The following is a 19815-nucleotide window of genomic DNA, read 5'->3' as shown; positions in this document are numbered from 1 at the left end:
GAACTATGGACTATTTTTTTGTCAGCCAGTATATAGCTTATTGCAAGAGTTGTTCCGTGTGTCCTAATGATCCGTCTTCACCCATACCTTCTACTACTATACGGAAACGTCTTGTGAAGTCGTTGTTATAGAAGGAGACCTTTGCGGTATGTGTCAGTGAATCTGCAACCAGGTTCGGGTTCCAGTAAAGCGTCAGTCGCTTGTCCTGGAGGATGTGAATTTCTTTACGAACGGTGTAATCCGGTGCGTAGAATTCTTTCACGATGTTATAACCACCTTTTTTGTATTTCTCAAAACCACGTGTGTCCACATCGTTTTTGCTGTCACCGCCTTTTCTGGTGTATACTGCGATAGCGCCAGAGCTACCACCGAAACCACCTACGAAGGTAGGACGCAGTACCTTGATGAATGCCACATCGCCGATGTTGATGTTACTCAGCATATTGATGTTGGTAGGCATTTCATTCAGGAACAATACCGGAGGACCACCACGCCATTGTAAGGAAGGACCGGTAGTTGGGTCAGAAAGGTTTACTGTCAGACCTGGCACTTTAGACTGCAGGTACTGGAAGATGCTAAGACTGCCCGCTTCATCTCTTGTCAGGTCAAATGAGTAACCATCACCTGCATGGAACATACCTGAAGCGTAACGCGCTTCAACGTTCTCCGTTTTGCTGAGACGTTTTTCACGTACGTTGATCTCTTTCAGGAAGATCGGTTTGTTAGCCATAGATCTGGTCACCGCTGAATTTTCAGCTACAGTGGATAGGTAAGAAGTCAGTACTTTGTTCTCTATTTCCAGTGTATTTCTGAACGGATAAGGCAGTGTTACGGTTGAACCGCTTTCGAAGAAGTGTGGCTCAAATTTTACAGATACGTCTTTCCATGCTTTGTTAGGATCGTTTGCACGGTAGAATACATTGATGGTATCAACGAACTGCAGACGGTCAACTGCAAACTCACCTTTATCATTGGTAGTTACAGAAGAGAATGCGGTAGATGTATCGATCGGCTGCTTCAGGATAAAGTCAACTTTACCATTGGAAAGTGGCGCGATGCCCTTGTTGGTAGTCGCCACGCCTTTCAGCAGTAAGCCCTGCTCGTAAGGGTATTTAATGTCCGGCATGTAGTTATGCAGGATCTTTTCCCAGCTGAATCTTCTCCATCCGTTTGTCATCATCACCAGATCCAGGCCTGACAGGGTGGTCGGGTCTGCATCTTTGAAATATTGTGCCGGATTAGAGATATAACCTTTCAGATCAGAAGTCATCAGCAGGTTGGAGATGATGTTGTTCTCATCCTGGTCTTTTACGATCTGGTCAGCATCTATGATAGATACGGACAAACTGGTCAGCATCGTATCAGGGATTTTGATCTCCAGGGTATTCTTCTGTCTTGGTTGTGTATTGATGGCCAGGTTCTGCAGGCCCAGTGACAGGAAGTCGTTCTTTCTTACGAAAGCCAGTCTTTCCGCCAGCGGTAAACCATCGCTGTTGAAGACGGTCAGTTGCAGAATACCGGAAGGTAACTCTTTGGTAGGAATGAAACCGCTCATCTGACCTTCAGCTGCATTCAGTTTCGCCTTGTACACGATGTGCTGCTGCATCTGCGCAACGATCATCAGGTTGTTGTACATCGGATCGTCTTTTGTAGCAGGAGAGGTCTGGTAGAAGATACGGGTGCTTTTGTTGAAGACTTTCAGACCAATACCTGAGGTTTTCACCACTGGTAACAGCACCGTTTTCTGCAGGCCTTTGCTTGTCTGCATCAGTGCCTTGTAGGTTTCACCGGCAGCAGGTGTCAGTTCAAACATACCCATACCATCACGGGTCGTTTTTACCTGTGCAACAGTTTCTCCTTTCAGGTTCTGAATGATACCGTTTGCTTCCTGTGGATAACCCTGCTGGTCGATTGCCTTGAACGCAACGCGTCCAGGAACACCTGCGATCAGGTTACCGCCTTCCGGGAAGAAGTTTACAGCAAAGTCAGTCGTAGCCGGTTTCTGGCCAGGACCGATCTGCTTGGACGGATCGAATATTTCAATGTTTTTGTAGAAGAGATATTCAGCGTCAAAGTTCAGCATCCATGCAGTATAGGCACGTAGCTGATATTGACCTGGTTTCTGATTTTCCGGGAGTTCGATCGCTCCGGCGCCGGTAGCGCCACCCACGGAGATCAGTTTTTTGTTAACCACGGTTCCTGCTTTGTCCACCAGTTCGATGTACAGGTTGGTTGCAGAAAGGGATGGTTGGCCTTGTAGCAAAACATACGCTTTGAACCACATGGTTTCCCCAGCGGCATAGTAGTCTTTGTCCAGGTGCAGGTAAACCTTTTCCTGGGGGAAGCGTTTGCTGTACTGTTCTAAGGCCTGTGTGATCTTATCCTGCCATTCATCGGCGGGATAAAATGCCAGTGCGCTAGCTCCCAGCAGACAGGCAGGGAGGAGCCACTTTAAGCGTTTTTTGTTTTTATAGAACACAGATTGCATGTGGAACAACATTTTGCGACAATATAGTATCAAAAAATATAATATGCAAAATAGACCGAAAATTTAATATATACAAATAATGTTATTGGTTGCTAATAATTTACAATCTCCCGGCTTTGGATTATTATTGCGGCCGGGAAGGTGAATTTTTCATCGCTCGTTTTGTAAAGTCATGGTAAACAATAGATTAGTAGTAATAGGCGGCGGAGCAGCCGGTTTTTTCTGCGCAGTAAATGCCGCAAGACTGCATAGTCAGCTGGAAGTCATTGTGATAGAAAAAAGTAGTAAGCTTTTATCTAAAGTGAAGGTTTCGGGCGGAGGAAGGTGTAATGTGACCCATAATGCGCCTGACATATTATATATGTCGAAACGTTATCCGAGAGGGCAGCACTTCGTAAAGAAGACATTTAACCACTTTTTTGTACCCGATACGATCAGCTGGTTTAAAGAGCGGGGGGTGTCCCTGAAGGCGGAAGCAGACGGCCGTATGTTTCCGGTAACAGATAATTCCCAGACGATCATAGACTGTTTATTAAAAGAAGCAGACCGCTATAATGTAAAGATCCGGCTGAATGCGGCCGTTACCGCCCTGGTAAAAACAGACGAAGGATGGGATGTTGCCTTCCAGGATGGCAGTTCCCTGAAGACAACCTACGTTTGTGTAGCCGCTGGTGGTTATGCGCAGGTGGATAAATTTGCCTGGTTGAAAGCTATCGGCCATCAGATCGTAGCGCCTATGCCTTCACTGTTTACATTTAATATGCCTGGTAATCCTATTACCACCCTGATGGGGGTAAGCGTGGAAGAAGCGCATATCAAAATAGCCGGTACCAAATTGCAGGAGAAAGGCCCTTTGCTCATTACTCACTGGGGCATGAGTGGTCCCTGTGTCCTGCGTTTATCTGCCTGGGGCGCCCGTGAACTGGGAGATATCCAGTACCAGTTTACAGCGATTATCAACTGGCTGCCTGCATTTAATGAGAACAGTCTGCGGGATGAGGTCCAGGGATTACGGTTTACCCTCGGCGGACAAAAAATGCATCATAAAAATCCATTCGGTCTGCCGCAACGCCTCTGGCAGTTCCTGCTGCAGCAATCCGGTATCGGAGAAGATATAAGATGGGCGGATATGCCATCGAAAGAACAGCATAAACTGGTGAAAAGCCTGACGGCTATGGAGTGTAGCGTTAAAGGTAAAACAACCTTTAAGGAAGAATTTGTTACCTGTGGTGGTATACAATTGTCAGAGATCGATCCTAATACAATGGAAAGCAAAGTAGCGCCGGGTCTGTTCTTCGCAGGAGAAGTGATGGATGTGGATGGGATAACAGGCGGTTTTAACTTTCAGCATGCCTGGACGAGTGGATGGATAGCCGCCAGCTCTATTGCATCAAAATAAAAAACAAAGCTCCGGTAAGAGAACTTACCGGAGTGTTTGTCTTAACATTATCTGTGATTATCACTGCATCAGGCAGGTTGCCCGTGTGCAGCCATTGCATCTACCGATACACCAAGTCCCTGTGCGATTCCCATACCTAATTGCAGGTCTGCACGGAACCAGTGGCATAACTGGCGGTTAATAATTTCCTCTCTTTTGTGTCCTTCAATACCACTCATTGCGCCTACGATATTGCTGATTGTCTTTCTCTTCTCTTCGGCTGTCATCAGTCGGAACAGGTTACCTGGCTGTGTATAGTGATCATTTTCTCCATCTGCATTACGGTCATACCAGTCTGCAAATAATGAATCCAGCGGCATACCTGGTTCTTTGTATGCAGGATCAGGTGTGATATTACCAAAGCTGTTAGGGAAGTAGTTCGGATGACTACCACCATTGCCATCTACACGCATCGCGCCATCACGGTGATAGTTATTAACAGCAAACGGACATCTGTTCACTGGTATCTGCTCATAGTTTACACCCAGGCGGTGACGATGTGCATCAGGGTAGGAGAGCAGACGGCCCTGTAACATTTTATCCGGAGAATAGCCGATACCATCTACTACGTGTGCCGGTGCGAATGCAGCCTGCTCTACGTGTGCGAAGTAGTTATCCGGATTTTCATTCAGTTCCATCACGCCTATATCGATCAATGGATAATCCGCATGTGGCCATACTTTCGTCAGGTCAAAAGGATTCCAGCGATATGTCTTTGCTTCTGCTTCCGGCATGATCTGCACCTTCAGTTTCCATTTTGGGAAATCACCTTTATCAATTGATGCTACCAGGTCGCGTTGCGCCTGATCCGGATCTTTACCCCGCATCTCTGCCGCTTCTTCATTGGTGAAGTTTTTAATTCCCTGTTCAGTAATGAAGTGGAACTTCACATAAAAACGTTCGTTGTCTTTATTCAGGAAAGAGAAGGTATGGCTGCCGAATCCGTGCATGTGGCGATAGCTGATGGGGGTACCTCTGTCACTCATCAGGATCAGCACCTGGTGCAGACTCTCAGGATTGAGGCTCCAGAAGTCCCATACCATTGTCGCACTCTTGGTGTTTGTGCGCGGATCACGTTTTTGTGTATGAATGAAGTCACTGAACTTCTTCGGGTCTTTAATAAAAAAGATAGGCGTGTTATTACCTACAAGATCCCAGTTACCTTCTTCTGTGTAGAATTTTACCGCAAATCCACGGGGATCGCGCTCACTGTCAGCCGATCCTTTTTCTCCACCTACGGTAGAGAAGCGAACGAAGACACGTGTCTGTTTGCCAATGGTATCAAATAGCTTTGCTTTTGTAAACGCGGTGATATCGTGGGTAACGGTAAATGTACCATAGGCGCCGCTTCCTTTTGCATGCACCACTCTCTCCGGAATACGCTCTCTGTTGAAATGCGCCATCTTTTCATGGAGAATAAAATCCTGTAGCAATATCGGGCCTCTGGGGCCTGCTGTCATGGAATTTTCGTGCTCAAAATAAGGAATGCCGGAGGCTGTGGTCAGCTTCTTCTGCTCAGACATAAAGTAAGTTTAAGGATTGAATAATGTGTGCGAACCGGGAGTGTCTTTTAAATCGTCAACTTTAATAAAGTTGTGTCTTTTATGTTTGTTCCCTGGTACACGACAAAAGTAGCCTTCCCTTACTTATAGAGCAAAGCGATATTGTTTATTATACGATAGAGAATCTTTATAGGTAATGGATGCCTGGCTCGTAATCCTTATCCAGTGCGGATAACAGTTTTTCGAAATCGCCGGTATCCTTTACAAAATCTATTTTTGTCATATCCAGCATGAGCACACGAACAGGATGTTGTCTGATATACTGCATATACATGTCATGTACATTGATCAGGTACTGATCTTCTATCTGCTGTTCGTAAGAGCGGTTGCGGTGTTTTATATTCTGCTGCAGTTTGCTGACTGGTGCATTCAGGAAGATCAGCAGGTCGGGTTGTATCAGCTGTGGATTGATGATATCAAAAAGTTTCTGGTAAAGATTGTATTCATCTTCTTTCAGATTGATCTTTGCAAACAGGAGGCTCTTGATAAAGAGATAGTCTGAAATTACCAGGTTGCTGAACATATCCTGCATCTGCAGCATATCTTTCAGTTGTTTGTAACGTTCTGCCATGAAGAAGAGCTCCAGGGGGAAGGCGTATTGTTGTGGCTTTTCATAGAATTTAGGCAGGAAGGGATTGTCTGCAAATTCCTCCAGGATCAGTTTTGCACCGAAATGTGTGGACAGTTTGTTAGCGAGGGTTGTTTTACCCGCGCCTATATTCCCTTCTATTGTAATGTATTTATATTGCATGAGCCGGTTGAATGGTTTAGGATATGCCAGTGTATTTGCTGGCAGGTAGTTGATCAGTGCAGTTGGCCAGTAAGGTACTGACGGACTGATGCAGCACGGGATGTTCCCAGTCGGGAAGGATTTCCATAAGCGGTACCAGTACAAACTGTCTGAACTGCATTTGCGGATGAGGGATTTTGAGATCCGGTTCATTGATGACGGCATCATTAAAGAAGATGATGTCAATGTCAATTACCCTTGCGCCCCATTTCTGCCGGCGTACACGGCCTATGTTATGTTCTATGGCCAGCACGGTGTGCAGGAGGGTTCGTGCATCCATTTCAGTAGAAACCAAAAGGGCCTGATTCAGGTAATCTGGTTGTCCGGCCACGCCCCAGGCAGCCGTTTCATAAAGAGAGGACTGCTTTTCCACCCTTCCGACCTGTTTGTCTATCTGTTCCACTGCCTCCCGGAGGTGCCCTGTACGGTCTCCCAGATTGCCACCTATAAGTAATATTGCTTTATTCATGTATCTTCAACGGCCCAAAAGTAGACATATTCTTTATTTTTGGAAAAAGGAAGACGGAGCGTCTGTCCTTTAAAACTAAATCCTCTAATAAATGCGTAGCTTTTTTAAAATTTTCTTTGCCACCCTTCTGGCCTTCATCGTGATCCTCATTCTAGGGGTGATCCTGCTGGCAGGGGTGATCGGCAGCGCTATCAGCCCCGAAGTTGTTACCCTGTCGCCTAACAGCGTACTGGTCCTGGAAACCAGTCAGCAATACAATGAACAAAAAGTTTCAAATCCCGTAAATGCTATTCTGCGTCAGGAACCGAAATCCGTACCGGGCCTGAACGACATGATCCGCCTCATCAAACATGCGGAAACTGACGACGATATTAAAGGTATCTACCTGAAGGCGGAAGGTAACGCTAACGGATTCGCTACCAACGAAGAAGTCCGCAATGCACTGCTGCGCTTTAAACAGTCCGGCAAGTTTGTCTTTGCCTATGGCGAAGTAATGGACCAGAAAAGCTACTATATGGCCTCCCTCGCTGACCGGGTATATGTACACCCTAAAGGCGGCGTGGAGTTCAGCGGTTTCTTTACCCAGCTGACCTTCCTGAAAGGGACCCTGGAAAAACTGGAGATCCAGCCACAGATCTTTTATGATGGCCGCTTCAAAAGTGCAACCGAGCCTTTACGCGAAACGGAAATGACCCTGGCGAACCGTATTCAGACAAATGCTTACCTGGGTGACCTGTATGGCAATTTCCTGAAGAACATCGGTACTGCCCGTAAGATTGATACAGCTTCCCTGCATCGCTATGCCAATGAGGGCCTGATCCAGGAAGCAGCAGACGCCTTGAAGTATAAACTGGTAGACGGTCTGAAATACAATGACCAGGTAATGGACGAAATTAAATCCAGACTGGGTCTGAAAGGATCTGATGATGTCAATTTCGTGTCTGTATCTAAATATATGGATGCTGTTGACCTGACAGAAAATAAGGGCGCTGACAATAAAGTGGCCATTATCTATGCAGAAGGTAGCATAGTAGGCGGGGACAGTGAAAAAGACGTGACTATCAGCAGCGGTCATTTTATCAAACTGATCCGCGAAGCAAGACAAGATAAAGATGTAAAAGCAATCGTTTTCCGTGTGAACTCACCAGGCGGTAGCGCCCTCGCTTCAGAATCCATCTGGCGTGAACTGGTACTGGCGAAGAAGAGCAAACCTGTCGTGGTGTCTATGGGTGACTATGCCGCTTCCGGCGGTTACTATATCTCCTGTATGGCAGATTCTATCTTTGCCCAGCCCAATACCCTGACCGGCTCTATCGGCGTATTTGCCGTACTGCCTAACCTGCAGGGATTCTTTAAGAATAAACTGGGTGTCACCTTTGACGGGGTGAAGACCGCACAATATGCTGATCTGGGTAATACTTCCCGTCCGCTGACCGACATCGAAAAGAAATTCATCCAGAACTCTGTAGACAGCATTTACAGCACCTTCAAAAGCCGTGTGGTAGAAGGCCGTAAACTGAGTGGAGCAGTGGTAGACAGTATCGCACAGGGTCGTGTATGGAGTGGTATCCAGGCAAAACAACTGGGTCTGGTAGACCGTATCGGTGGTATCAATGAGGCGATTGCCTGCGCCGCTAAACTGGCGAAGGTGAGTAATTACCGCCTCCGTGAGTATCCTGAGTCAGATGCTTCTATCTCCCGTATGATGAAGAGCTTCGGCGCCAGCGCCCGTGTGGAAGCTGCTGTAAAGAACGAACTGGGTGAGCAGTATGATCTGTACCGCCAGATTAAGGAGATGAAGGAAATGAGCGGAGAGATCCAGGCAAAACTGCCTTATGCGGTAGATATCCGGTAATCTCACTGTAATACAATTAGTTAGTAGCCCGTAGAAGGGATGGGACGCGTCTCTGAACGGACTTAAAAAAATATTAAACCTGCCGCCTGCGGCAGGTTTTTTTATGGAAATGGGTAAAACAATAGTAGTTTTAGGCGATTTTTCAAGAACAGATCCAGCGAAAGTTAAGTATGGCGGTTAAATATAATCAATGGAAGGCGCTGTTAGCCATGTCCAGGGCAAGTCTGAAAGGAATATTAAGAAGCCCTTCAGCAGTTATCTTCAGTTTAGGGTTTCCTTTGGTATTTATCCTGGTATTCGGCTTTATCGGTGATAATGGCGTATCGGTAAAAGTAGGAGTAGACGCAGCGACAGATACGACCAGCTACCTGTATAAGCAACTGGCGAAAGAAAAGAGCCTGAAGCTGCAGACAGGGCAGCCGGCGGAAGAAATGGAAGAAGACCTGAAAAAGGGACATATCACTGCCATTATCCGTATTACGTCTCAGTCGGCCGACAGCACTGCGCCAGCCTGTAATGTAAAGGTGCGTACTTCCAAGGCGGCGGTTGACAAGATCTCCCTGTTCAATTCGATCCTGACCGGCGTCATATATAAAGCGGATGACAACTACTATCCGAGACAGTCCATTGCAAAAGTGGAACCTATGGAAGTACTGCCGGGGCGTCGTTACCGCACCATTGATTTTATCTTGCCAGGTCTGCTGAGTTTCTCATTGTTGAGCGCTGCTGTATTCAGCACGGCATTTTTGTTCTTTAACCTGCGCCAGACCCTGGTGTTAAAACGTTTCTTCGCGACGCCTATCCGTCGTCTTTATATTGTACTGGGTGAGGCATTGGCCCGCCTGGTGTTCCAGGTAGCCGGTGCTATTGTTATCATTGCTATCGGTTATTTTGCTTTCGGATTCACCCTGGTACATGGATGGAGTACCTTTTTCGAAATGTTATTCCTGACAGCCTTTGGGGTGGTCGTATTCATGGGTTTTGGGTTTGTGGTGAGCGGAATAGCCAACAGCGAAAGTACCATTCCGCCGATCGCGAACGTGATCACCCTGCCCCAGTTCCTGCTGGCAGGTACTTTTGTATCGGTAGATTCCTTCCCTTCCTGGTTACAGCCGATCTGCCGTATCATGCCACTGACCTACCTGAATGACGCTTTCCGTAAGGTGGCCTTTGAGGGACTGCATCTCTGGAATGTAGGGCTCGAACTTGGTGTGATCACCGCCTGGGGCGTGGTAGTGTATATTGTAGCAGTAAAAGTATTCCGCTGGGAATAGACCGGTAGAAAGCGATTTTGAAAGCCGGTGCTTTACCGGAGAAACCAATAGATATGCGTTTTATTAAATTATTGCTGTTAAGCGGCATTGTTTTCGGGACATTGATATTCCTGATATCCCTTTTATTTCCTTCAACCGCTATTGTAGAGCGCTCCGGTGTGATCGATGCGCCTATATCAACTGTATACTCCCGGATCAATGATCTTTCCACCTGGCCTTCCTGGAATCCCTGGGCGGCGCCGGATGTGGTACAAAAGATCGAGTTTTCCAGTCCGGCTGCCGGAAAAGGCGCCTATTATACCTGGTCAGGTATGCATAACGAGCATCCTGTTTCCGGTAAGGTGACCATCAGCAAAAGTGACGAAGGAAAGGAGCTGGTATACAAACTTGATTTCAGCAGTATGAAACCAATGACAGGAACTTTTGAGATCAAGCCATCAGCAGATGGAAAAGCGACCGCTATTCAGTGGAGAGTGGAGACGAAACTGGGAATGCTGCCCTGGTGGAAACTGAGAGGATTTCTGGCAGATAAACTGACCGGACCTCAGCTGGAAAGCGGGCTGACCAAACTGAAGAATATCTGCGAGAAAAAATAGAATGGACACTTACTGCCGCGTTCCCTAATTGTTATGGGCGGTAGTGATGTTTGGCCGAAAGGATGTACTTTCATAGAATTCTGAACAGTAAAATAACACATTACTATGAAACACGTTCTCTTATTCTTTGCATTGCTGGCGGGCACCAGCAGCTTTGTATCCGCACAGGAAAAGAAAGCGCCGCAAAGTCCACGCGTGACAGCTGAAGGAAAAAATGTTACAGTTGCCTACGGACAACCAGCTAAAAAAGGCAGAGTTATCTTTGGTGAGCTGGTACCATATGGTAAAGTATGGCGTTTAGGCGCTAACGAAGCGACTGAGATCACTTTTGCAAAAGACGGTAGCTTTGGCGGCAAACCTGTAAAAGCAGGTACTTACACTTTATTCACTATTCCGGAAGCAAACGAATGGACATTCATTCTGAACAGCGAACTGAAACAGTGGGGTGCTTACAAATATGAGGAGATCAAAGGCAAGAATGTACTGGAAGTAAAGGCGAAAGCTACTAAAGCCAGCGCACCTGTTGAGAAACTCACTATCACTGTGCCTGCTAATAAACTGGTAGTAGAATGGGATGAAACTCATGTTGAAGTGCCCGTAAAATAAGGTAGAACAGATTCCATCTTAAAATAGAAAGCGCCTGCCTTACGGCAGACGCTTTTTTTATAAAAAAACGAAACAACAAACTGATTAATAGGTGATGTTCGGGAAGTCTTTGCGTGCCTGTTCAAACTGTACTGTCCAGTCCTGTCCTTTCTCGTCGTTTGTGCCGAAGGCGTCCAGGGCCAGTTGTTTCAGATTCGTGTGAGCGGCTCCGCTCCAGAAGTGTACAAATTCACCCATATTCAGGTCTCTTGTATATTCTTTACCCAGGGAGATCGTCCTGGTTGGAAACTGCTGTGATAACAGGGTAAAGAAGCCATTCAGGACATTTTTACCACCGTGATCGCGGTAGATCGGATAGAACCAGTTTTTGAACCATTGTGTACCCGCTTTCGGATAGTTGTCAACTGCATTCATCTTATCATTGTACCAGCGCGTTGCTTCTTTGTCCCATCCCAGATTCTTGTAAACATCATACTGGTAGATCTCCATCCATTTGCTGTCATGCCAGATGGCCATAGCAGGGGAGTTGTGCGTGTTCTTGGACGCACCTTCCACGATATGACCTACTTCATGCGCTACGATATCGAGGTTCCATCCGGTACTGTCCGTCCATGGATTGTTGGAACCTACATCGATCATATTGCGGTAGTCGTGACTGGCATCAAAGAATGTAGCCGGGTGACCGCCACCATACTTGTTGAAGTGAAGGATTACAGAGAGACGTTTGTCCTTGTCCTGTCCGAAGGCGCCGTAAGTCGCTTTGGTATACGTCCAGATAGCGGTCATGGTGCGTTGTGGCCAGGTAATGTCTTTCGGAACATCGTCATCGTAGTATACGCCTACTTCACTATTGTAGGAGACTAATTTCACCAGCTGGTTATGTTCAAACCAATGCTCCTTCCATGTGGAAGAAGGAGCATTGGGATCAGCCTGATTGCCTGTGAGCTTTATTACTTCCTTTTCGGTTTTGCCGCAGGAGGCAGTAAAAAGTCCCAGGAGAGTTAAACTAAAAAATAGCATTCTCATAGGGTTTGATTATTTCCAGCCTGGGTTCTGTACCAGGTTTGGATTGATCAGGATTTGTGTATTAGGAATAGGGAACAGGTAATCTTTATCGGCGAAGATGCGGTTCTCGATCAGCGTTCTCTGATAGAACTCGTTACCGTTACCAAACATGTTCATACCATACACTGGTCCGTTGTTGGTAGTTTTAGCGATTTTCCAGCGACGTGTATCGAAATAACGTACGCTTTCAAATGCCAGTTCTACTCTTCTTTCTGCACGGATAGCATCGCGCATTGCGTCCTGTGAAGCAGGAGCAGGGAGCATACCTTCACCAGCGCCATATTCTGCAACACCTGCACGTTTACGGATCTGGTTCAGGTATACCAGGATGTCTGCGTTACCCGGATCAGATTCGTTCAGTGCTTCTGCATAGTCCAGGAATACCTGGCCTAATCTCAGCAGCAGTGCACCACGGCCGTTATCATTAGGCATTACGTCTTTTCTTACGATATAACCGGTAGGAGATACGTCGGAAGTACTCTGGCTTCTGCCGGAGTTACCGTTGAATTCCATGTTAGTGATGATCGGAGTAGCACCTTCCTGGTACAGCCAGTAGCTATTATTATAAGTGATACCCACATAGAAACGAGGCTCTCTGTTTGTCCACGGGTTGAAGGTATTTCTTGCCGCGTTGTCAAAAGGCGCTTTAAAGCTGGAGAAACCGCTTGCGGAATAGCCAGAAGCCGGATCAGAGATCGGACGACCGTTCGCCATGAAGTAAGCATCTACCATTGCCTGTGTGGCACCATTTGCGCCTGCACCGTGCTGGTTAGCTGGTAAACCTGCGTGGAAAGGCGTTCTGTCATAGCGCATGTAGCTGCCTGAGTTAGAACGTGCGTAAATCCATTCCTGGTTCCATTCGGTGGTAGTTACCTGACGGCAGGAGTTATAAGCCGCCATGAAGGCATCCGTACCGGTTGCTGTGAACAGGCTATACTGGCTGGGCACATAAGTGTTCAGGAACTCTTTCGCAGCAGTAGCTGCTCTTGTCCATTTAGCTTTATCGAAAGAAGTGTTCACCAGTGCGCCACCGTCTGTATTTTTAAAGTTTGCATAGTCAGTATTACCATTCCACAGCGGGCTTGCAGCCAGCATCAGGGCCTGTACCTTGTATGCTTTCGCTACACCGCTGGTGATCCTTCCGTATTCGTTACCGGCAGGGATATCAGCTCCCAGGTCAGCAGCAGCTTTGTCCAGTTCATTCACGATGTAGTTGATACAGGTATCAACATGAGAACGTTTGAACTGCAGCTGGTCAGCTGGCGTATTGATATCGATCGGCTCTTCACCTAACAGGATCACCGGACCGTAAATTCTTACCATGAAGAAGTAGAACATAGCGCGCAGTGCACGTGCTTCCGCTTTGTATTGCTTTTTCAGGCCATCATTTACCTCTACAGGGTTTGCCTGATCGATGTTCTGTATCAGATAGGATGCGTTACGGATCGCTTTGTAATAGTTAGTCCAGTAGGTACCGATGGTGCCATCTGTACTTGCCCATGCGCCGGTATTCATATTATTGGTATAATTGAATGACCAGGTGTATTTGGATTCATCAGATGCGGCATACCAAGCGCCGGAGTTCTCATTGCCTGTAAAACGCTGTTCCAGTTCGTTAGGTAGAGAGTAGTAGATATTCGCGAGGAAGTAATCTGTATTTGATTTCGACTTAAAGATGTCGTCGATGGTAAGCAAGTCATCAGGAACCTGATCGATATATTTCTTACAGGAGGTGATGCCCAGTGCCAGTACGGCCGATAATATTAAAAAGACTTTTTTCATTTACGAGTTTTTGACGTTGTCACAGATCCCGTTATACATCGATACCGGGTGATTCAAATCCTGTTTTAGAAGTTTGCCTGTACACCGAGGTTCACAGATCTAACGTTCGGATAGTTGGTACCATTACCGGTATTCAGCTCAGGATCCCACAGTTTGAATTTGCTCCAGTAGAACAGGTTCAGACCCTGAACATATACACGGGCATTTTTCATATGCAGTTTCGTCATCAGATTCTTTGGCAGGTTGTATCCGAGATCAGCTGTTTTAAGACGGATGAAGCTGATATCTTTTACCCACCAGCTGGAAGTCTGTGAGTTGTTTTTGTTAGCGGCATTACCGTAAGCGAGTCTTGGATAGAAAGCGTTCTGGTTAGGATTTTCTTCTGTCCATCTGTCTTCTGCAATGGCAAACAGGTTACTTCTTTCAGGACCAGTGCTGTTGTTGAATGGCAGGATACCATCGCCGCCCAGCAGTCTGTCTGCGCCGAGTACACCCTGGAAGAATGCACCGATGTAGAAGCCTTTATAGGTCAGGTTCAGACCGAAACCGTAGATAGTGGTAGGAACGTCGCCGTTACCGATACGCTGTACGTCATTGGCATTGATGATACCATCACCGTTCAGGTCAGCATATTTGATATCGCCTGGGTGAACAGTACCGAAGATGGACTGGTTCGCGTGTTTATCGATATCTGCCTGGTCAACGAACAGACCTTCTGCTTTATAACCGAAAGTTGAGTTGTAGTTAGTACCACGTCTTTCCATGTAAGGGAAAGGCTGTTTTGGCTGGTCGTTCTCTATTACTTTATCTCTGTTGTAAGTGAAGGTTGCACGACCGTCGATAGTCAGGTCTTTAGCGATCTTAACAGGAGACAGTTCGATGGTTGCATCGATACCTTTATTCTGGATGATACCGAGGTTACCCCAAGGAGCGGAGTTCAGACCAACGAAGCTGGACAGGGAAGCTCTCTGCAGGAATACGCCGTTACGTCTTTCTTTAAATACGTCAGCAACGATGGACAGTTTATCATTCAGTGTTCTTACTTCGACACCTAAATCCATTTTGTGGGAAGTAGCCCAGGTTACATTGGAACCGTAGTCAGTGATCACGATACTTCTTTCGCCAACAGCGTTACCACTTTTACCGAAGTCAAGACCAAGGTCCTGTGGGTTGCCGTTTGCATCCAGTGGGTCCATTGCTACCAGTGTCAGGTAACCGAAACGACGGCCACCGTTTCCACCATCACCCACTTTACCATCAGAGTAGCGGATTTTCAGGTATTGTACAGATTTTTTAGCTTCTTCGAAGAACCCTTCATTAGAGATCACCCAACCCACACCAAAGGATGGGAAGAAACCGAATTTCTTGGAAGGAGCGAAGTTCTCAGAACCGTTGTAACCGAAGTTCACCTCAGCGAAGTATCTGTCATCGTAAGAGTAAGTACCTCTACCTGCGAGACCCAGGCTGCGGTAAGGCAGGGATCCTGTTACGTCGCCGGCGAATGATTCAACACGCTCACGCTGGTTGTAGAGGAACATTGCGGTGATGTGACCTTTTTTACCTACGTTTTTGTCGTAGTTCAGGGCGCCTTCCAGGTAGAACTGGCGGTTACCACCATTGTTACGATCGTACTGCAGTTCATCATTACCGTTGGAGATCAGGTTCAGATTGATGCTGCCGTCTGCATTGTAAGGACGGGCTTTATTGATCAGATATCCGCTTCTGCTACGATAACGACGGATCTGGTGACTGTTAAATACGTCAAATGAGAACAAACCGTAAGCAGACAGGCCTGGCGTGATAGCAGACAGGTCCTGGGTGATACGTGCGTTGGAATATACCTGGTTGTTGAAGGTATTTCTGAAACCGGTCTGTGTGATCTGTGCATATGGGTTTGGCTGTGCACCCTGTGAGTTTACACTAGGCACCAGGTTACCCGGATACATGATAGGATACAGGATCGGGTTGGTCTGCATTACGTTTCTGAATGCATCTTCCGGACTTACATCGGGTGTGTTGATGGAACTGATATAACCCTGGAGACCCAGATCAAATTTCGTGGTCTTGGTCCAGTTCATGTTCACATTCGATGTAAAGTTGTAACGTTTGTAACGGGTAGATGCATCATAGTCCTGCGTTTTGTCTGTTTTCAGCAAACTGGTCTCATCATAGTAACCCAGAGAGATATAGTATGCTGCGTTATCAGTACCACCACGTGCGCTGAAGTTAGCACGTCTGTTCTGGCTCACATCTTTGAAGATCGCGTCCATCCAGTCTACGTTTGGATATAAGTTCGGATCTTCTTTCAGGATGGTGGAGTTGATGGTATTATTGGAGTACTCTGGAGTCAGGCCGGTATTACGCTCTGCTTCGTTACGCAACATCATGTACATCACACCGTCAGTCAGTTCAGGAACTTTGGTGAAGGATGTGATACCATGGTTGTAGTTGAACATCAGGTTGGATTTACCTGCTGTACCTTTTTTAGTGGTTACGATGATAACACCGTTCGCACCCGCAACACCATACACTGCTGTCGCAGCAGCGTCTTTCAGGATAGAGAAGGAGGAGATATCTTCCGGATCGAAGGAGTTGATATCACGTCCCTGTACACCATCCACTACGATCAGTGGAGAGGCGCTGTTACCTGATCTGTTAAAGGTAGAGATACCACGGATCCACAGGTCTGCGCTGTTGGAACCTGGCAGACCGGAACGCTGAACACCCACGATACCAGCGATACGGCCGGCGAGTGCAGCACTCAGGTTAGCTACGGGTTGTTTCAGCTCTTCTACTTTTACGGTAGACTGAGCACCTACAACGCTGATCTTTTTCTGTTGACCGAAACCTACTACAACCACCTCATTCAGGGAGCTATTGGTCGCTTTCAGCGTAATATCAAAATCGATCGTTTTGTTGATTACAAAGCTATATGGTTCATATCCCACCAGGCGGGCTACCAGGGTATCACCCCTTTTCGCTGCGATGGAGAAGTGACCTTTATCATCAGTAGGAACACCTGACTTGGAGGTCTGGTTGATGATCATTACACCAGGCATCACGGCTCTCAGTTCATCCTTTACGCTACCGGTGATGGTGATTTTTTCGGCCTGTTGTGCGACAACCGCCGTAGTGACAAATATACCCGACAGGCATAGGCTGCCCATCGCAAGAGACTTTCTTAGATTTCCAAGCATAGTTGCTTTGTTTGGTTGAATTATGGAAATATTATCAGCACAGTACTATCAATGAAGGTTCGCTGACAGCACCGCGTTTCATGTTTTTATTGTTGCGGTCTTCTGATCACACGCCATTCAGCCAGCTGGAAAAGACCACTGGTACCGCCTTTCAGTTCAGAGATAGCGAAACGGTAGTATTTGTACTTTTCGCTGTTGGTGAACTCATAACGTACTGTTTTTCTTCTTGCATCAAACGCCTGGTTGGTCTGACTGTCCAGTTCTGTCCAGCTGCTCAGGTCATTTGAAGCCAGTATTTTCCAGTTCTTAGGGTCCCTGCCATCCGCATCATTTGCGGAAGTCAGTGTGTAAGCGTCCAGTCTTTCTGCTATATCATATTCCAGTTGAATGTAAAAGGTCGGATCAAAAGAGAAGATCAGGAACTTGGAATCAAGGTCATTGTCAACTACTTTCCTGGAACCTTCGTTTGCATTAGGACCACCGGAGTTCTCGATGTTCACTGACAGATTGATCGCCAGCTCAGTGAGATCTTTTTCGGTTTCAGGATCGGGAGGGAGCAATTCATAGACGCGTTCTTTCTTTTTGTCGCATCCCGCGAGAACCGCCATTATCAGCGCAAGGATAGCCAGTGCTTTAATGTTGGTTAGTTTGTAAATCTTCATGTTCATATCGATTTTGGCTTGAAGTGCATTGTTGTATAGCTCGTTCACTATGGTGTATAAAAATCCTGTTCCGTTCCCATCGCTTTGTAAAAACGACAGGGCAGACGATTAGACGATCTCTTTAGTCAGAGATGTTTACAAGAAAAAATAATTAAGCATTACTGCCTGGTTCCCCTTAAAAGTATAAGATGACAACTTACTTCCCCCCATTTAGTGGCTGATTATTATTTTTTATAACGACGAACTAGCTATTCCTTAGGGATAGAATCAGTTACCCGGCATAGGGCTGATAACTGCTATCTGTTTACATACATTGATTTTGGTCTCTCCTTTAACTCCTCTTCACAACTTAGAATTCTCACAGCCATAGTACCCAGGGATCATTTTATGATCTGCATTACTTAGTATCAACGTTTTCGGTAATGTTAATCAGCGTGTTTTTCCCGACCCTATAAAAATAGTAGGATTTGTTTTCCAAACCTGTTAACAGATTTTAACAGAATGTTAACGGAGTTTTAATTGATTCCTAATAACACTGTTTATCAGTTGATTACGTATTAGTCGAGCTCCCTTTTTTGTTAAAAAAAATTTAAAATGGGAATAGAAACACGAATAAATACAATAAAAAAACCGACACTGATATAATCACAATGGTTATATCAGTGTCGGTTTTTTATAATTTTAATCCGGTAGGAGTCCTTTTATACGGGGCGCAACATGCCTTGTATGCGGGCTTCACTGGTAATAATGTTCGCTTTCAGATCACTGAGAATGGAATATAAACCGAAATAGGTCCGGTTGACATATAATGAGTGGCGCGATCCTCTCGCTACTTTGGAATCTCTTACTTCTTTAAGATTATACAGGTAGTCCATGTACGCGTAGATTTCTGCGAAATAGGTTTCGTCCCCGAAATCAAATGTTTCCTGTGTAAAGGGAAGCGTCAGCATATCGATCATCTTCTGGAAGAGCCCAGAGAAGAATACGATCTCTTTCTCTGTGTCATTCGGGTGGATCATCTCCAGGTTCAGGTAGATTTCCCGCCTTCTCGCTTCGTCTTTCAGTATTTCTTTATCAACCAGCAGGAAATAGTTGGTATAGAAGTCTTCCGGAATTTCCTTGATACAACCAAAGTCGAAGACACCTACAGTACCATCTTCCCGCATCAGGAAATTGCCCGGATGAGGATCCGCATGTACTTTCTTAAGCGCATGTACCTGGAACTGGTAGAAGTCCCACAGGGCCTGTCCGATCTGGTTTCTGGATTCCTGTGAAGGATTGCGTTCCAGGAATTCCTTCAGATGGAAGCCTTTCAGCCAGTCCATCGTAATGATCCTGTCGCTGGACAGTTCCGGGTAATATACCGGAAATACCAGGTTGGGAATGTGCGCGCACTGGGCAGATACTTCCACTGATCGACTCAGCTCCAGTTTGTAATCTGTTTCTTCCAGCAGTTTGCCTTCGATCTCTTCAAAGTACTTGTCCATGTCCACTTCATTCATCCCTACAATACGGATAGCGAAGGGCTTCACAAGACGAAGGTCTGACTTTACGCTGTTAGCTACTCCCGGATACTGGATTTTTACGGCCAGGTCTTTTTCCCATTTCACCGCTTTATGTACCTGTCCGATAGAGGCGGCATTGGATGCATGCATCTCGAACTTATCGTATAATTGTCCGGGCGTTTTGCCCAGTGTTTTGACGAATGTGTTGATTACCAGTGGACCGGAAAGGGGCGGCGCACTGTATTGGGACATAGCAAAACGTTCTGTATAGGCTTTGGGAAGCATTCCCTTGTCCATACTGAGCATCTGTGCTACCTTCAACGCACTTCCTTTCAGATTGCTGAGTGTATCGTAAATGTCCTCCGCGTTGTCGGCATGCAGCTCTTCTCTGCTGGTGGAAGGATCTATGAGCTTCTTTGTATAGTGTTTGAGGTAATTGGTACCTACTTTTAATCCAGTTGTAACAAATTTGCTGGCACGTTCAACTTTTCCGGTAGGGATGTTAGTCTGTTCTTTCATCACAATA

The 19815-nt window shown here is 46.3% G+C and carries 14 protein-coding genes; 5 read left to right on the top strand and 9 right to left on the bottom strand.

Annotated features, from left to right (window positions below; genetic code table 11):
* Positions 1 to 37: 37 nt before the first annotated feature.
* Positions 38 to 2488, bottom strand: coding sequence for a hypothetical protein (locus tag BMZ72_RS26440; RefSeq protein WP_089812728.1), 2451 nt, complete (start codon positions 2486 to 2488; stop codon positions 38 to 40).
* 172 nt (positions 2489 to 2660) lie between these two features.
* On the opposite strand from BMZ72_RS26440, the gene BMZ72_RS26435 reads away from it, so the two are divergent.
* Positions 2661 to 3887: a BaiN/RdsA family NAD(P)/FAD-dependent oxidoreductase gene (locus BMZ72_RS26435; protein WP_089812726.1), complete on the top strand. Its 1227-nt coding sequence runs from the start codon at positions 2661 to 2663 to the stop codon at positions 3885 to 3887.
* Positions 3888 to 3955: 68 nt separating this feature from the next.
* On the opposite strand, the gene BMZ72_RS26430 is transcribed toward BMZ72_RS26435, so the two are convergent.
* From BMZ72_RS26430 to folK, 3 genes are all read right to left on the bottom strand, one after another.
* On the bottom strand, positions 3956 to 5449 hold the full coding sequence (locus BMZ72_RS26430; protein ID WP_089812724.1) for a catalase: 1494 nt from the start codon (positions 5447 to 5449) through the stop codon (positions 3956 to 3958).
* A 166-nt stretch (positions 5450 to 5615) separates the two neighbouring features.
* Positions 5616 to 6239, bottom strand: a complete 624-nt coding sequence (locus tag BMZ72_RS26425) for a deoxynucleoside kinase (RefSeq protein ID WP_089812723.1) — start codon at positions 6237 to 6239, stop codon at positions 5616 to 5618.
* Positions 6240 to 6255: 16 nt separating this feature from the next.
* On the bottom strand, positions 6256 to 6747 hold the full coding sequence (gene folK / locus BMZ72_RS26420) for a 2-amino-4-hydroxy-6-hydroxymethyldihydropteridine diphosphokinase (protein ID WP_089812721.1): 492 nt from the start codon (positions 6745 to 6747) through the stop codon (positions 6256 to 6258).
* Positions 6748 to 6838: 91 nt separating this feature from the next.
* Here folK and sppA point away from each other — a divergent pair, with 91 nt between their 5' ends.
* The 4 genes from sppA to BMZ72_RS26400 all read left to right on the top strand — a co-directional run bounded on the left by sppA (position 6839) and on the right by BMZ72_RS26400 (position 11078).
* Positions 6839 to 8602 carry a signal peptide peptidase SppA gene (sppA, locus tag BMZ72_RS26415; protein ID WP_089812719.1) on the top strand — a complete coding sequence of 588 codons (1764 nt, stop codon included), beginning with the start codon at positions 6839 to 6841 and terminating at the stop codon, positions 8600 to 8602.
* Positions 8603 to 8772: 170 nt separating this feature from the next.
* The gene (locus BMZ72_RS26410; protein ID WP_089812717.1) at positions 8773 to 9876 is read left to right on the top strand and encodes an ABC transporter permease; all 1104 of its coding nucleotides are present in this window, start codon (positions 8773 to 8775) and stop codon (positions 9874 to 9876) included.
* A gap of 53 nt (positions 9877 to 9929) precedes the next feature.
* Positions 9930 to 10472 (top strand): SRPBCC family protein, encoded by a 543-nt coding sequence (locus tag BMZ72_RS26405; protein ID WP_089812715.1) that lies wholly within the window; start codon positions 9930 to 9932, stop codon positions 10470 to 10472.
* 105 nt (positions 10473 to 10577) lie between these two features.
* Complete coding sequence (locus tag BMZ72_RS26400; protein ID WP_089812713.1) at positions 10578 to 11078, top strand: DUF2911 domain-containing protein; 501 nt, start codon at positions 10578 to 10580, stop codon at positions 11076 to 11078.
* Between the two features lie 84 nt (positions 11079 to 11162).
* Here BMZ72_RS26400 and BMZ72_RS26395 read toward each other — a convergent pair whose 3' ends face one another.
* The 5 genes from BMZ72_RS26395 to BMZ72_RS26375 all read right to left on the bottom strand — a co-directional run bounded on the left by BMZ72_RS26395 (position 11163) and on the right by BMZ72_RS26375 (position 19808).
* Positions 11163 to 12104 carry a hypothetical protein gene (locus BMZ72_RS26395; protein WP_089812711.1) on the bottom strand — a complete coding sequence of 314 codons (942 nt, stop codon included), beginning with the start codon at positions 12102 to 12104 and terminating at the stop codon, positions 11163 to 11165.
* Positions 12105 to 12113: 9 nt separating this feature from the next.
* Positions 12114 to 13925, bottom strand: a complete 1812-nt coding sequence (locus BMZ72_RS26390; RefSeq protein WP_089812709.1) for a RagB/SusD family nutrient uptake outer membrane protein — start codon at positions 13923 to 13925, stop codon at positions 12114 to 12116.
* A 65-nt stretch (positions 13926 to 13990) separates the two neighbouring features.
* Positions 13991 to 17122 carry a SusC/RagA family TonB-linked outer membrane protein gene (locus BMZ72_RS26385; RefSeq protein WP_255373300.1) on the bottom strand — a complete coding sequence of 1044 codons (3132 nt, stop codon included), beginning with the start codon at positions 17120 to 17122 and terminating at the stop codon, positions 13991 to 13993.
* 86 nt (positions 17123 to 17208) lie between these two features.
* The gene (locus BMZ72_RS26380) at positions 17209 to 17784 is read right to left on the bottom strand and encodes a discoidin domain-containing protein (protein ID WP_089813813.1); all 576 of its coding nucleotides are present in this window, start codon (positions 17782 to 17784) and stop codon (positions 17209 to 17211) included.
* A 701-nt stretch (positions 17785 to 18485) separates the two neighbouring features.
* A complete protein-coding gene (locus BMZ72_RS26375; RefSeq protein ID WP_089812705.1) occupies positions 18486 to 19808 on the bottom strand; it encodes an ABC1 kinase family protein in 1323 nt (440 codons plus the stop codon).
* Positions 19809 to 19815: the final 7 nt, after the last annotated feature.

The organism is Chitinophaga sp. YR627 (assembly GCF_900114995.1).
Classification (GTDB): domain Bacteria; phylum Bacteroidota; class Bacteroidia; order Chitinophagales; family Chitinophagaceae; genus Chitinophaga.
Note: the sequence above shows the minus strand (reverse complement) of the source record. Positions and strands in the feature narration are given on the sequence as shown.

Bases quoted from the DNA above. Each gene is read 5' to 3' on its own strand.
- BMZ72_RS26440 (WP_089812728.1), bottom strand. From the start codon at position 2,488: ATGCAATCTGTGTTCTATAAAAACAAAAAACGCTTAAAGTGGCTCCTC.
- BMZ72_RS26435 (WP_089812726.1), top strand. From the start codon at position 2,661: ATGGTAAACAATAGATTAGTAGTAATAGGCGGCGGAGCAGCCGGTTTT.
- BMZ72_RS26430 (WP_089812724.1), bottom strand. From the start codon at position 5,449: ATGTCTGAGCAGAAGAAGCTGACCACAGCCTCCGGCATTCCTTATTTT.
- BMZ72_RS26425 (WP_089812723.1), bottom strand. From the start codon at position 6,239: ATGCAATATAAATACATTACAATAGAAGGGAATATAGGCGCGGGTAAA.
- folK (WP_089812721.1), bottom strand. From the start codon at position 6,747: ATGAATAAAGCAATATTACTTATAGGTGGCAATCTGGGAGACCGTACA.
- sppA (WP_089812719.1), top strand. From the start codon at position 6,839: ATGCGTAGCTTTTTTAAAATTTTCTTTGCCACCCTTCTGGCCTTCATC.
- BMZ72_RS26410 (WP_089812717.1), top strand. From the start codon at position 8,773: ATGGCGGTTAAATATAATCAATGGAAGGCGCTGTTAGCCATGTCCAGG.
- BMZ72_RS26405 (WP_089812715.1), top strand. From the start codon at position 9,930: ATGCGTTTTATTAAATTATTGCTGTTAAGCGGCATTGTTTTCGGGACA.
- BMZ72_RS26400 (WP_089812713.1), top strand. From the start codon at position 10,578: ATGAAACACGTTCTCTTATTCTTTGCATTGCTGGCGGGCACCAGCAGC.
- BMZ72_RS26395 (WP_089812711.1), bottom strand. From the start codon at position 12,104: ATGAGAATGCTATTTTTTAGTTTAACTCTCCTGGGACTTTTTACTGCC.
- BMZ72_RS26390 (WP_089812709.1), bottom strand. From the start codon at position 13,925: ATGAAAAAAGTCTTTTTAATATTATCGGCCGTACTGGCACTGGGCATC.
- BMZ72_RS26385 (WP_255373300.1), bottom strand. From the start codon at position 17,122: ATGCTTGGAAATCTAAGAAAGTCTCTTGCGATGGGCAGCCTATGCCTG.
- BMZ72_RS26380 (WP_089813813.1), bottom strand. From the start codon at position 17,784: ATGAAGATTTACAAACTAACCAACATTAAAGCACTGGCTATCCTTGCG.
- BMZ72_RS26375 (WP_089812705.1), bottom strand. From the start codon at position 19,808: ATGAAAGAACAGACTAACATCCCTACCGGAAAAGTTGAACGTGCCAGC.